The organism is Erwinia aphidicola, from assembly GCF_014773485.1.
GTDB lineage: Bacteria > Pseudomonadota > Gammaproteobacteria > Enterobacterales > Enterobacteriaceae > Erwinia > Erwinia aphidicola.
In genome coordinates this window covers 394,014-407,555 of the sequence record NZ_JACXBP010000001.1, presented here as the reverse complement: position 1 = coordinate 407,555, position 13,542 = coordinate 394,014, and the positions used below count along the sequence as shown (strand labels likewise).

Here is a 13,542-nt window from a genome sequence, read left to right as displayed (position 1 = left end):
CAGCCTGTCTCATAACATTTTCAGGTAATCTTTATACAAAGCATCGGCTTAGCCAGAGCGCTATTTCTTCACTTATGCACTACCTGCTGCTGAAAAAATGACGGTCAGTAGCGCCTCATCTGGCGCATTTCGTGCCATGATGAAAGGGACTCAATCACTCAACTAAGGATTTTGTGGTGGCCCTGCGTCATTTTTTTCTGATTCTGATGGTGGTGTCCATCTGGGCATTTAATAACATCGCTATTAAATGGGGGCTGCATGACCTGCCCCCACTGCTGATGACCACCCTGCGCTTTGTGGTGGTGGCGCTGATCCTGGTGCCGTTTACTCGCGTCTCGCGCCAGCAGCTGCGCTACCTGGTGCCGCTTGCCTTTACGTTTGGCTTTATGCACTTTTCGCTGCTGTTTGTCAGCCTGAACCATACCGATGCCGGTACTGCGGCGGTGATCGTACAGCTCGGCACGCCTATCGCCATGCTGCTGGCGATGCTGATCCTCAAAGAGAAACTGCGCCTGGTGCAGCTGCTGGGCATTACGATTTCACTGAGCGGCGTGGTGGTGCTGGCGGGAAGCCCAACAATCCCTAATTGGTGGGTGCTGGTTCTGCTGCTGCTGAGTGCATTCGGCTGGGCGGTGAGCAATATGATTGTGAAAAAATCACCGCCCATCAGTCCGCTGACCATGACCGGCTGGCTCTCATTTCTGGCCATTCCGATCGTCGCCAGCGCATCCTGGCTGACCGAATCCGACCAGCTTAACCTGCTGCTACACTCTTCATGGCGCGGCTGGTTTGGCATCCTGTTCAGCGCGATCGGCTCCTCGATTGTGGCTTATTCGCTGTGGTACAGCCTGCTGAAAAACTACAACGTTAACCTGATCATGCCCTACTCGCTGCTGACCCCGGTTCTGGCGGTGATTATGGGGGTGGTGGTGTTGGGCGACAGCATGAACAGCTTTAAAGTCACTGGCGGCCTGCTGGTGATTATTGGCACGGCAATCGCGGTGATTAACCTGCGCAACCTGAAAATGCACGCCCGTCTGTCACGTTTTCGCCTTGTGCGCCGCCGTTCGGATCGCCCCTGATTAACTGAAGGAGAGTTGAATGGATAATCGCCTGAGCGCTGCGCTGTGGCAACAGCTGTGGCAGGGACTTCGCAACAGCAGCACGCCGCTGCCCGAGCTGAAAATTAATGGTGAACAGGCGCTGGTTTCCGCTTATCCCGTCAGCGAACTGGCGGCCACCAGCATCGGGCTGGCGGCGCAGGCGACTGCCAGCCTGATCGGTAGCGCGCAACCGGTGGAGCTGGATGCGGCTTTGTGTGCGCGCTGGTTTCAGCACGCGCTGCGCCCGGTTAATCGCCCGCTGCCCTCGCTGTGGGATCCGCTTGCCGGGGATTACGCCACTGCGGATGGCTGGGTGCGTCTGCATACTAATGCGCCGCATCATCGTGCAGCGATGGAACAGGTACTCGGGCAGCAGACTCATCGTCAGCAGCTGGCGGCAGCCGTCGCCCGCTGGCAGAAAGTGGAGCTGGAGCAGGCCGTGGTGGACGCCGGAGGCTGTGCCGCCGCGCTGCGCAGCCACAGCGAGTGGCAGCAGCACCCGCAGGGGCAGAGCGTCAGCCGTGAAGCACTGATTGAGCAAACGCTGCAGGCCTGTGGCCCTGCGCCCACCTGGCGACTGTTTGCGGCACGCCCGCTGCTGGGCGTGCGCGTGCTCGACCTGACGCGTATTATCGCCGGGCCGGTCGCCACGCGTTTTCTGGCCGGGCTGGGCGCTGAGGTGCTGCGCCTCGATCCGCCAGACTGGCAGGAACCTGCGCTGGAGGAGGAAGTTACGCTGGGTAAACGCTGCGCGCGGCTGAATTTGAAATCGGCGGAAGGACGCAAACGGTTTGAGCAGCTGCTCGGCCAGTGTGACGTGCTGGTGCACGGCTACCGCGCCGATGCGCTCAGCAATCTGGGCTATGATGCAGAGGCGCTACAGGCGCTGAAACCGGGGCTGGTCGATGTCAGCCTTAATGCATGGGGATGGACCGGGCCGTGGCGCAACCGCCGCGGCTTTGACAGCCTGGTACAGATGGCCAGCGGAATTGCCGAGCGCGGCCGCCTGTGGCAGCACAGCGATGCGCCAGTCCCGCTGCCGGTGCAGGCGCTGGATCACGCCACGGGTTATATGATGGCGGCAGCGGTACTGGAAGGATTGCGCCAGCGCCTGCTGCACAATACCGGCTTCACTGCTCGCCTGTCGCTGGCGCGCACCGCCTGCCTGCTGACGGACGCCCCCTATCCACAGGAAGCACAGCCCTCAGGTTTGGGCACGCGCGTGCCGCGAGATGAAGATGCCGAAGCGCTGATATCGTCGTTTGGCCTGAGCCAGCGGCTGCGTTCGCCGTTCTGGCTGCCCGGCACGCCGCTAAACTGGTCGCATGGACCGACGAAGCTGGGTTGCGACCGTGCCCGGTGGCAGCCAAACTGCCCCTGAAGGCCGCAGCAGCAATCGGCGATAGCGCCATCAATCAGGCATGCGCGGGCCTGAGCGCCTGGTCCCAGCGTGAATAACAGCTCTGCAGGAAATTATTCAGCGTGTTACGATCCTCCCCCAACCTGCTCACCGGCTGGTTGAGCATTGTCGATAAAACCTGCAGCCCGCTTTTTACCGCCTCTGAGTTTAACGGCGGCGGTTGGATCCACTGCAGCAGCGGCTCGACCAGCGTGGCTTGCTGTAGGGGAAGGTCAGGGAAAAACGCGGCCAGAATTTTCAACCGCATCTCAGCATGTAACGGTCGCAAATGGCGCTGGTCTTTTGACTGCTGCCCGCCGTGGATACGGTAATGTAGCAACACTTCCGGGTGGTTGGCATAATTGACCTGCTGAAACATCAGCTCACACCAGAACGCCCAGTCAAATACGCCGCTCATTTTCGCATCCCAGCGGATGCCGGTTTTATCAATCGCTTTACGACGTAGCATCGTCGTTGGGTTTAGCAGGTTTTGCGTGGCGGCTAACAGATTCGCCTTAATCTGCCCATCCAGTAGAGGAACGGCTACCTTGCCCTGCGCCTCGCCGAAAGCGTTCATCTGCCCCCCTACTGCAGCAATGCGCGGCTGGCCATTAAGCATCCTGACCTGCCACTCCAGACGCTGAGGGACCGCAATGTCATCGTGATCCATCAGTGCGATATATTTGCTGTCCGACTGCGACCAGGCGAGGTTGAGGGCGTTAGCGGTGCCGCCATTTTCCGCTAGCGAAATCAGCCGGATGCGGCTGTCGCAGTAGGCTGAAACCACGGCGGCAGTGCCGTCCGTTGAACCATCGTCAATCACTATCAGCTCAAAATCCCGCAGCGTTTGCGCCAGCATCGAATCGATGCACTGTTTAATATCGCGCTCGCCATTAAGCACCGGCAGCAGGACTGAAACTGTTGGCATGAAATCCCCCTAAACGTATTAAATAAATGTCGAATGCTTATGAGGGGGAGATCACTCTGGCAGAACAGCAATATCTTATGTAAATGTCGAGAAAACACCCCACTGCGCCAGGCAATATAGCTTTAATCTGCGATAAAAACCGTTCGCATCACCTCACCAGGTGATCACTGACGACAGGATAATGTTATTCCTACAACCCCCACAAAAGCGATGGGGCTAATAAACTGCAGGTATCTTCCGCTTTAAAGGAGAGTAATTACCCCCCTTTAATCCTTATCTTCCTGCTGTTCACTCTCGTCTTCCAGCTCGTCGCGCATCGCCTGCATCGCTTCACGGCTGATGACGGCCAGCGTGCGGTAAAAGGCGGTGGTCGCATGGGCTTCTACTTTGCCCAGAAACGCCCCCACCCACGGCAGCAGATACTCATCAAACAGGGTTATCTGTGCCGTGATTTCATCCGCTTCGGACTGATCTTCCAGCCATGATGCCGCCAGCAGCAGTGCGCCAATATGGTCGGCAGGTGCATCGCTAAGCGGCATACCGCGGCTGGTAAGAAAAGCACGCACGTCCGCTTCCTGCGGGCCATTCTCCCACTGCGAACCGAAAGGCGACACTCGGCATTCGCTGCCGACAAACAGGGCGTTGTAGTCGGTCGCCAGCGTCTGCGGGTCACAGTTCTGCTGCAAACGGGTCAGCAGCTCATCCTGCTCCAGCGGCCAGTGCTGTTGCAGTTTACCTTCACGCAGCATCTGGAACAGCGGCACCAGTAAAGGGTCCTGCGGCTGGCGGTTGTAAAGCGAGCCTAAAATGCGGCAGATGATGGAAAACTCATTCATGTCTTTCAATTCCGTAATAAGTTATGCGTGACACTGTCACAAATCGGCGAATTCAGCTATTTTCTTACCGGTACGCTGCTGCAGGAAGTCCAGCAGGCGGCGCGGCGTGACATTTAACACGCGATCTTCAGGAAAATCCACCTCGCGCATGATACGCAGACAGTGCTCAAAATTACCGAGGGTAAAGGCGGTGTGAGAATCAGAGCCTAATGCCAGGCAGCCCCCCGCATCGCGCACCGCTTGCGCGACTTTACGGCAGTTGGGTTCACTGCCCATGCGCGAGGTGGTAAATGAGGAGTTATTCAGCTCCAGCGCCACATCATACTTCGCCGCTGCTTCAGCGACCGCATGAATATCGATCGGGTAATTTGGGTTGCCGGGATGGCTGATAATATGCACCAGCCCGCTGGCCATCGCGGCGATCATCGCCTGGGTATGGGTCGCTTCATCCTGCGGAGGAAATACCGGCTCGTGGAACCCGGCAACGATAATATCAATCGAACCCAGCATCGGGCCGCTGCAGTCGATCTCGCCCTGTACATTTTTGATATTCGCTTCGATGCCGCGCAGCACGCCCACGCCGTCAATCACCCGCGGCCAGACTTTCATATTAACAAAATGCCAGTAGTGCGGTGCATCGGCCATATCCGGGCCGTGATCGGTGATCGCCAGCAGCTTAACGCCGCAGGTCTGCGCCTGTAATACGTAGTCGCGCAGCGTGCTGTAAGCATGAGTGCTGGCAACGGTATGCATGTGAAGGTCAACTGGATACATCTGTTCTCTCCTGATTAGTAACCCCGATCGATATCGACGCGCCCTTCCGGCATTTCACCGCTCTCGCGCCGGGTAATCGAACGCGCAATGTAGTCCATAGCTTCATCTGGCAAGGTTACAGCGGCATTATGCGGGGTGATAGCGATATCCGGGTGCGACCAGAACGCGTGTTCGGCGGGCAGCGGTTCGTGATTAAACACGTCGAGCGCCGCTGCTTTCACTTCGCCCGCTTCCAGCGCGGCCAGCAGATCGGCTTCCACCAGGTGGGCACCGCGCGCGAGGTTAAGCAGGAATGCACCGGGCTTCAGCTGGCTGAGCAGCTGGCGGTTGATAATACCGCGGGTTTGCGGCGTGTTCGGCAGCAGGTTAATTAACACCTGGCTTCCGGCAAGAAACTCGCCAAGCTGCGCTTCACCATGGAAGCTGGTGACGCCGTCAATCTGCTTCGGTGAACGGCTCCAGCAGCTGACCGGGAAATCCCACGCCAGCAGGCTGCTGGCGACGCTGCTGCCCAGCACGCCCGCACCGAGAATACCAATGGTGAAGTCGCGGCGCGCGTAGTTGCGCAGGTGGTGCCACAGGGTTTCGGTTTTCTGTTTCTGATATTCCGGGAAGCGGCGGAACCAGCCGAGGACGTGATAAACCGCATACTCCTGCATCTGGCGGCCCATGCCGGTATCTTCCAGGCGGAACAGCGGCACCCCGGGTGCCAGCATATCCGGATGCTCGCGCAGCTGGCCGAGGATATCATCCACGCCGGCGCCGAGCGCAAAGACGCCCTTCAGCGCCCGCCCTTTTAACATCTCTACCGGCGGCTGGCGTACCAGCGCATAATCGGCCGGCCGATCGTCGCCGGGCTGCCAAAGACGAATACGTGCATGGGGTAAACGCAGCTGTAACCCGCTGATCCAGGTCTCTGCCTTAAAGGATGGGTGATAAAAAAGGATGTCCACGTTTTCTCTCCTGTTTTTTGTTTAGGCTCAGGGAAAACGCGGCGGCTGGCAAGTGAAAATTTGGGGCAGAGAACTGCCCCGAAAAGAATTATGGCCGGTCGACCTGCTGGATCAGTCGGCGCAGCAGCGGGATCAGGCAGATCAGCACTAAACCGACCGCCGCACTGCCCCAGCCGAGCAGGCTGAAGATATGGCTGTAGCCGGGGTTAGTCAGCAGCGGCGTGCTGCCGCTGTTTTCCGGCATCAGCGCGGAAACGTAGCCGGACAGCACCGAAGCGACGCCGGTCACCATCATCCAGCAGCCCATCATCACCCCCTGATAGCGCGCCGGAGCCAGCTTGCCGATCATCGCATAGCCAATTGGCGACAGCAGCAGTTCGGCGATGCTCTGCAATACGTAGCTGATAACAATCCATTTGAACGCCACAATGCCGTCCCCGCCCGCCAGCGCGATACCCAGCGGTAGCACCAGCATACCCAGCCCGATCATAAACAGCGAGGCGGAGAACTGCAGCGGGATATCGATGCGCCAGCCGCGCTCGCGCAGGTTGCGGAACCAGATAGCCAGCAAAGGCCCGCCGAAAACAATCACCAGGGTGTTGATATTCTGCACCCACTGCGGGGCCACCTGAATGCCGTACACGCGGAGGTTAATATTGTGCTCGGTGAACAGCATCAGGCCCATCGGCGCCAGCTGGTACAGCGTCCAGAACACCAGCGCACCCAGCGCGAGGATCAGATAAGCACACATGCGGCGCTGCTCATCACGCGGGCGATGGCGCAGCGTGGTAAAGCACAGCAGCAGGAAGATCGCTGCGCCCAGCGCCAGCACAAACGCCCCGGTAAACCCGGCGTGATTGAGCATCAGGCGGATCAGCGGCACCAGCGCCACCAGAATCATCAGCCCGGCCAGCATGCGCCAGCGGAACTGGCGCGGGTTTGCCTGCAGCAGCGGGGTACTGATATCGGCCAGCACCTTCCAGCGCAGCAGCGAGATAACAATGGCCACTGCGTTACCGATAGTGGCGAACAGGAACAGCGCTTCATAGTGCTCGCTGAGCTGGAAGTAGCCCGCGCCGGTAAAGCCGAGGAAGAATCCGAGGTTCATCCCGGCGTAGTTCCACAGGAAGGCGCTCTCACGGCGGTTATCTTCCGGGGCAAAGCGCTGGGTCAGCATCATATTAATGCAGGTAACATTGAGGCCGCTGCCGGTCAGGAACATCGCCAGCCCCCAGTAAAGGCCTTCCGCGCTCTGACCGGAGAGCGTCCAGCAGCCAGCAACCTGCAGCACCATTCCCAGCACGAAAAGATTACGGTTGCTGAGGAAGCGACCGCCAAGGTAGCCACCGAACAGGTGCAGACCGTAGTTAAAGGCGCCGAACACGCCCATCATGGTGTTGGCCTGCCCTTCGCTGAAGCCGAGTTTTTTGGTGGCGTACAGCACCAGGCTGGAGTAAAGCACCGCGAAGCCCATGGTGGCGAAAATTTGAATAAAGAACAGCGCGCCGGTTCCCCCCGGCACCTGCTGTTGGGGGATACGGTTGGTGTGATCCACAACTAACCTCTGTTTTTCCTGCCAAAATAAGTCGGTTATTATGCACCTTTTGCGCCTGGCGATGCGCGCCGATTTGGCTTTAGCGGCCTAATCTGAACCTGGCTGGCGTTTAAACCAGCAAAGTGCGTTAAAACTGACTAAACGCACTCAAAATAGTCGAAAGGCAGTTGACCGCAACCGCACTTTTCCCTACATTAGCGCCCGTCAGCAACCTGGTTGCGGCAACAATATGGTGAGGTGTCCGAGTGGCTGAAGGAGCACGCCTGGAAAGTGTGTATACGGCAACGTATCGAGGGTTCGAACCCCTCTCTCACCACCATATTTAAAGAGAAAGTCTGAACTCACGTTCAGACTTTTTTTTTGCATTTGCGGGTCGACCAGAAAAGCGGTCGCCCCCTACATCTTCCTGTGTGCTGTAGGGGCCGATCCTTTTTTTCGATCGGCCCGTAAAATGCGTGATTATTTAATATCCAGCGCCGCTTTAATGGTATAGAACAGATCGGTCTGATCGGTCAGGCCGACGACATTGGCCGCGTGCGGGCCAAAGGCAGCGATGCGCAGCTGGGTGCCGGTGTGGCCCTGCGAATCCTCTTCTGAATTACCGTAGCTGATGGTCATCGGGCTGCCATCTTTGGTGATCAGCGTCTGCGTCAGGCCCGGGGCTTTGCTGTCGTTGGCGATAATCTGGCTGGAGTGCGCATGATCGGCAGTGACAATCACCAGGGTATTGCCCTCTTTGCGCGCAAACTCCAGTGCCTTCTGCACCGCTTCGTCCAGATCGACGGTTTCACCAATCTGCCCGCACGGATTGGCCGCGTGATCCTGCTTATCAATAGAAGCGCCTTCCACCTGCAGGAAGAAGCCCTCCGGTTTACTGCTCAGCAGCGTAATAGCCTTATCGGTCATCTGCGCCAGCGTCGGCGTCGACGCCGGGCGCTCCGCGTTTACTTCGCAGGTAATCGGTTTGCCATCAAGATTACCGTGGTATGTGGCCTTGGGGCCTTTCCAGCGCACCGGCATATTCCCGGCAGCGAACAGCCCCAGCACCGGCTGCGCGTCGCTGGCAGAGGTAAGCGCATTCATGCCGTCGAGATCGTTCACCAGCTGATAGCCGCGTAGCTTCGCCTGCTCTTCCAGCGTTTTGCCCTGCCACTCGCCGGCTTTGGCCGTTTCACTGAAGGTCTTCCCGCCGCCGCCAAAGGTGACGTCGGCGCGCGCATTTAGCAACTGCTCAGCAATCGAGCCTTTACCGCCCTGCTCCAGCGCATTGCTGGCGCACAGCTCGCTGGTTTTGACCGGGCCATAGCACTTACGCGAGGTGACGTGGGCAATCTGCGCCGCCGGGGTGGCATCTTCCAGCTCTGCGGTTGAAACATTGCCGGTCGCTTTACCGGCGGCTTTCGCCAACTCCAGCAGCGAGGGATGATCTTTACCCTTTACATCAACGCCAATTGCGCCGTTATAGGACTTCACGCCGGTTGCCCAGGCGGTGGCAGATGCTGCTGAATCAGTCACATAGTCAGGCTTGTGGGTTTTCTTATCCAGCGCATAGTGGGTGTACTGTCCGGTGAGCGGCAGCGCATCAATCCCTTCAAAGAAACCGCCCGCCCCTTGCGCATAGTTTCGCGCCGCCGTAATTTCTGAGTCGCCCATGCCGTCGCCGATCAGCAGAATAACGTTTTTCGCCGTGCTGTTGCTCAACGACGCTTTAATCGCCTTGGTCTGGTCACCGCTCAGGCGACGTGCTCCGCCCGGCTGAGTAATATCACCCTGCGCGGCCCGCTGGTAAGTGGCGATATCGGCGACGGCAGAGGAGCAGATAAGTGAGGTCAGCAGGGAAAGTGCGAAAGCTTTATGTTTCATTAAACGGCGATCTCCATGAATAAGTTTTGCTAAAGATTTCAGGGAGTCAGTCTGCGATACAACTATTTCAGCTTTGCGACTTATTTGTGACAGATTAATGTCAATTTACCTTATGGCTGGCCGAGCGCTTCGCAGGGTTTAGCTGCTGATATCAGCCCGGCTTAAAGCCCGGCCTGCCGTTATAACGGCATAAAAGGCGAGCTTCGCCGTTTATGGCGAATTGCGCACTGGCCGCACCAGATTATCCGTGGTTGCTCAGCACTTAAGCGAATAGAAGCACAGGGAAAAATACTGCTTGACCCATTACGCGCGACTGCCTATAGTAGCGCCCCGTTACCCCCTGCGGGTAGCGGCAGTAAAATATGGTGAGGTGTCCGAGTGGCTGAAGGAGCACGCCTGGAAAGTGTGTATACGGCAACGTATCGAGGGTTCGAACCCCTCTCTCACCACCATATTCAAAGAGAAATGCCTGAGCGAAAGTTCAGGCATTTTTTTTGCATTTTGCGTAGGGGTCGGGCATGCCCCGCCCCTACACCTGCGCGACCAACGGGATGTTATTTAATATCCAGCGCCGCTTTGAAGGTTTTGCGGGGCGACCAGAAAAGCGGTCGCCCCCTACAGCAAAAAATGTGATCTGCCGCACAAAATGCGTAGCCGTTACCCCTGGATCTTCACTACCTTCACACTCTACATATTCAGAACACCAGGTATCACATGAACGAAATCACTCAACTGCTGAAAAGCCACCGCAGCGATCGCAGCTATCTTGACACCCCCATTGCCGACACGATTATTGATGACATTGTCGAAACGGCCTGGCGTGCGCCAACTTCGGTAAATTCCCAGCAGGTATCGCTGGTGGTGGTGCGTGATGCTGCCACCCGCGCAAAAATCGCGGAAATTGCCGGTGGACAGCCGTGGATCGCGAAAGCCCCGGTGTTTATCACCTTTGTGCTGGATATGCACAAAAGCCAGCTGGCAATTGAGGCGGAAGGCAAACAGCAGATCGCGCATGAGAGCCTGGAAAGCCTGATCTCCGGTGCGACCGATATCGGAATCGCGCTGGCGACCGTGATGACCGCTGCCCGCTCTCACGGGCTGGGCGTGGTGCCAATTGGCGGGATCCGCCGCGAGCCGCAGGCGATGATTGAGCTGCTTAACCTGCCTGAGCTGACCTTCCCGGTGGCAGGGGTAGTGCTGGGGTATGTTGATCAACCTGCCGTTCAGAAACCACGTATGTCGCTGGCGGGCTTCCGCCACGAGGAGCGCTATAACAGCGCGATGCTGCCTGAGGTGATCAAAGCGTATAACGAGGTGCTGGTCGCGCACTGGCAGCAGACCGGGCGAACCGATGGCGATAACTGGGGTAACAACACCGCCAGCTATTACGACCATATTTATTTCCCGCAGGTGCAGCCAGCCGTGCTGAAACAGGGCTTCGGCACTGACGAGTAGCCATAAAAAAGCCCGGCCAACTGGCCGGGCTTTCATCAGGCCTTAAGCGATTAACCGTAAGCCAGCAGCGTGCGCTGACAGAGCTGAGAACGCACGCAGTCCTCTTTTCCGAAACGGACCACGCTCACCATCTCGTCGTCCTGGAAGCGCGACAGCGCGTCAGCCAGGCCGGACTGAACATGGGACGGTAAATCACACTGGGTGATATCGCCGTTAACAATGACGGTCACGTTTTCCCCAAGGCGCGTCAGGAACATCTTCATTTGGGCGGCGGTGACGTTCTGCGCCTCATCCAGAATCACCACGGCGTTTTCAAACGTGCGGCCTCGCATGTAGGCAAACGGCGCAATTTCCACTTTGCCAATTTCGGGACGCAGGCAGTACTGCATAAAGGAAGAGCCGAGACGTTTAACCAGAACGTCATATACCGGCCGGAAATACGGGGCGAATTTTTCTGAGATATCCCCTGGAAGGAATCCCAAATCCTCATCCGCCTGAAGTACCGGGCGAGTCACTATAATCCTGTCAACATCCTTATGAATCAGGGCCTCGGCCGCTTTTGCGGCGCTGATCCAGGTTTTACCACAACCTGCTTCGCCCGTAGCGAAGATCAGTTGCTTGGTTTCTATGGCGTTGAGATAGTGCGCCTGAGCTTCATTTCTAGCTTCAATCGGTGAATGGTCGCGGCTATCGCGTGCCATGCCAATCGAATCCAGCCCACCCATCTGCACCAGCGAGGTGACCGATTCTTCTTCACGCTGACGGTGACTGCGTGAATCGCTACGAAGCACACGTTTTGCTTCACGACGAGCTTTGATCACTGCTTTCTGTCTTCCCATAGTGGCACCTTACAGTTGGTTTCATTTCCCGCATCCCTATTATCGATGCGATTACGTGAACGCTTTAGAGGTCATGGCTTCCTTTTAAGCCTGGTCTAGCCGTTGGTAAAAATGCATAGCGATACGCTTGCAGGCTATGCACCAAAAAAGGTTTAAAGGAGTGTTGGAACAGCAGTTGGATTGTAAAAGAAGAGAAAGCTACCGAGGAAATGAGCTCCTCGCGAATCAAGGCGATGTATGACTTTTTCACTTGTGGTCCGTTAAAGGACTTCAGCATTCGCTATCTCCGTAGTGGGAAACTATATGCGAAAATCAACAGCAATTTCATATTCAGCAGTTTACAAAAAAAATGCAACACTTTTTTTACGAGCATAATGACACTTTCGATAATACGCTATTAATCATCAGGTTATAAATATCACTTTATTAACAATGGCGTCAGTAAAAACAGCGGCTGGGTGTTTTATAATCAGTTAAGATTGTCTGATGTCATTTTGAGGGAGCGTAAGTTAAAAGGAGAATTAGCGGATTTAAGTCAAATCCGCTAATTAGGTCAGGCTTCCAGCAATCCCTGTGCCAGATAGTGTTGTGCATCAGGTACGCCCGGTAGGACAAAGAAATAGCCCCCGCCGATCGGTTTTATATACTCTTCCAGCGCTTCGCCATTTAATCGTTTCTGTACGGTTAAAAATCCTTTTTCCAGATCGTGCTGATAACAAACAAATAGCAGCCCCATTTCCAGCTGGCCGGAACGGGAAACGCCCAGCGAATAACTGTAACCACGGCGCAGCATCAGGTTGTTTTGCGTTTCCGGCGTGCGCGGGTTGGCCAGGCGAATATGCGCATCCAGCGGGATAATGTCGCCATCCGGATCCTGGCTGTAGTCCGGCACATCATGCTCGTTGTGCATACCCAGGGGTGCGCCGCTGTGCTTTTCACGGCCGAAGATGGTCTGCTGTTCACGCAGCGGCGTGCGGTCCCAGAACTCCACGCGGAACTGAATAATGCGTGCCGCCTGATAACTGCCGCCCAGCGTCCATGCCGGTTCACCCTGCCCTTTGCTCACCCACAGAATCGAATCCATCAGGCTGGTATCTGCCGTATCAGGGTTCGCCGTGCCATCCTTAAAGCCCAGCAGGTTAATCGGCGTCTCTTTACCTTTGCTGCGCGCGGCGTGGTCGGAGATAAACCCCTCGCGCCGCCAGCGTACGCTGAGCAAGTCCGGGGTGTACTTGATGATATCGCGCAGCGCGTGGATCACCGTGTCATTGGTATTGGCGCAGATCTGTAATAGCAGGTCGCCGTGACACAGGCTGGCATCCAGCGCGTCGTTGGGGAACCGGGTCATACGCTGCAGCTTAAGCGGAGTCAGCGCCTGCAGCCCAAAGCGCTCATCGAACAGCGACTGCCCCACGGAAACGGTAATCGTCAGGTTATCCGGGTAGATCTCCTCACCGAGAATGCCGGAGTCCATCGGCGGCAGCTGCGGGTTGGTCACCCGCGGCGCTTTCCCGCCGTGGGTGAGAAACGCGATGCGCGCCGTCAGCAGCTTGAACAGCTGCTGCAGGCTCGTCTTATCCGTCGCCAGCACGTCGAAGGCCACCAGCATCATCGACGCCTGCTGCGGGGTGACGATCCCGGCCTGATGCCTGCCGTAAAACGGCTGGCTTTCCTGACGGGCATTTGGCGATAACGCCCCCGGTGAGAAAGAGTCCCCTTCAGCGGCGGCATGAACCGGGCAACCGCCCGCCACGGCCAAGGCACCGCTGAGGATGCCCATTCCTTTCAGTAAACGACGGCGTGACGTCAGCGCCACGTCGTCAACGGATTTTGCCAT

General features: G+C 57.1%; 12 protein-coding genes and 2 tRNA genes. 5 read left to right on the top strand and 9 right to left on the bottom strand.

What is annotated here, in order from left to right:
• Window positions 1–176 precede the first annotated feature (176 nt).
• Window positions 177–1,082, top strand: a complete 906-nt coding sequence (locus ID864_RS01940) for a DMT family transporter (RefSeq protein ID WP_191149327.1) — start codon at window positions 177–179, stop codon at window positions 1,080–1,082.
• Window positions 1,083–1,101: 19 nt separating this feature from the next.
• Complete coding sequence (locus tag ID864_RS01935; protein ID WP_191149326.1) at window positions 1,102–2,484, top strand: CoA transferase; 1,383 nt, start codon at window positions 1,102–1,104, stop codon at window positions 2,482–2,484.
• Window positions 2,485–2,518: 34 nt separating this feature from the next.
• On the opposite strand, the gene ID864_RS01930 is transcribed toward ID864_RS01935, so the two are convergent.
• The 5 genes from ID864_RS01930 to ID864_RS01910 form a co-directional block, all read right to left on the bottom strand.
• Window positions 2,519–3,430: a glycosyltransferase family 2 protein gene (locus tag ID864_RS01930; protein WP_191149325.1), complete on the bottom strand. Its 912-nt coding sequence runs from the start codon at window positions 3,428–3,430 to the stop codon at window positions 2,519–2,521.
• 266 nt (window positions 3,431–3,696) lie between these two features.
• Window positions 3,697–4,266, bottom strand: coding sequence for a TorD/DmsD family molecular chaperone (locus ID864_RS01925; protein WP_048915754.1), 570 nt, complete (start codon window positions 4,264–4,266; stop codon window positions 3,697–3,699).
• A 36-nt stretch (window positions 4,267–4,302) separates the two neighbouring features.
• On the bottom strand, window positions 4,303–5,040 hold the full coding sequence (locus ID864_RS01920) for a phosphatase (protein ID WP_191149324.1): 738 nt from the start codon (window positions 5,038–5,040) through the stop codon (window positions 4,303–4,305).
• A gap of 14 nt (window positions 5,041–5,054) precedes the next feature.
• Window positions 5,055–5,993, bottom strand: a complete 939-nt coding sequence (gene ghrA / locus ID864_RS01915) for a glyoxylate/hydroxypyruvate reductase GhrA (RefSeq protein WP_099754864.1) — start codon at window positions 5,991–5,993, stop codon at window positions 5,055–5,057.
• An 88-nt stretch (window positions 5,994–6,081) separates the two neighbouring features.
• Window positions 6,082–7,548, bottom strand: coding sequence for a peptide MFS transporter (locus tag ID864_RS01910; RefSeq protein WP_230050344.1), 1,467 nt, complete (start codon window positions 7,546–7,548; stop codon window positions 6,082–6,084).
• Window positions 7,549–7,779: 231 nt separating this feature from the next.
• On the opposite strand from ID864_RS01910, the gene ID864_RS01905 reads away from it, so the two are divergent.
• Window positions 7,780–7,867 (top strand) — tRNA-Ser (locus ID864_RS01905).
• Between the two features lie 140 nt (window positions 7,868–8,007).
• Here the strand turns inward: ID864_RS01905 and phoA are convergent.
• Window positions 8,008–9,411: an alkaline phosphatase gene (phoA, locus tag ID864_RS01900; RefSeq protein ID WP_191149323.1), complete on the bottom strand. Its 1,404-nt coding sequence runs from the start codon at window positions 9,409–9,411 to the stop codon at window positions 8,008–8,010.
• 364 nt (window positions 9,412–9,775) lie between these two features.
• On the opposite strand from phoA, the gene ID864_RS01895 reads away from it, so the two are divergent.
• A tRNA-Ser gene (locus ID864_RS01895) sits at window positions 9,776–9,863 on the top strand.
• Between the two features lie 262 nt (window positions 9,864–10,125).
• Entirely contained in the window at window positions 10,126–10,866 is a 741-nt protein-coding gene (locus ID864_RS01890) for an NADPH-dependent oxidoreductase (RefSeq protein ID WP_048915750.1), read from the top strand.
• A 50-nt stretch (window positions 10,867–10,916) separates the two neighbouring features.
• Here the strand turns inward: ID864_RS01890 and phoH are convergent, their stop codons facing one another.
• The 3 genes from phoH to efeB all read right to left on the bottom strand — a co-directional run bounded on the left by phoH (window position 10,917) and on the right by efeB (window position 13,542).
• Window positions 10,917–11,705 carry a phosphate starvation-inducible protein PhoH gene (gene phoH, locus ID864_RS01885; protein ID WP_048915749.1) on the bottom strand — a complete coding sequence of 263 codons (789 nt, stop codon included), beginning with the start codon at window positions 11,703–11,705 and terminating at the stop codon, window positions 10,917–10,919.
• Between the two features lie 64 nt (window positions 11,706–11,769).
• The gene (locus ID864_RS01880; RefSeq protein WP_048915748.1) at window positions 11,770–11,982 is read right to left on the bottom strand and encodes a hypothetical protein; all 213 of its coding nucleotides are present in this window, start codon (window positions 11,980–11,982) and stop codon (window positions 11,770–11,772) included.
• Window positions 11,983–12,258: 276 nt separating this feature from the next.
• Window positions 12,259–13,542 carry an iron uptake transporter deferrochelatase/peroxidase subunit gene (gene efeB / locus ID864_RS01875; RefSeq protein WP_191149322.1) on the bottom strand — a complete coding sequence of 428 codons (1,284 nt, stop codon included), beginning with the start codon at window positions 13,540–13,542 and terminating at the stop codon, window positions 12,259–12,261.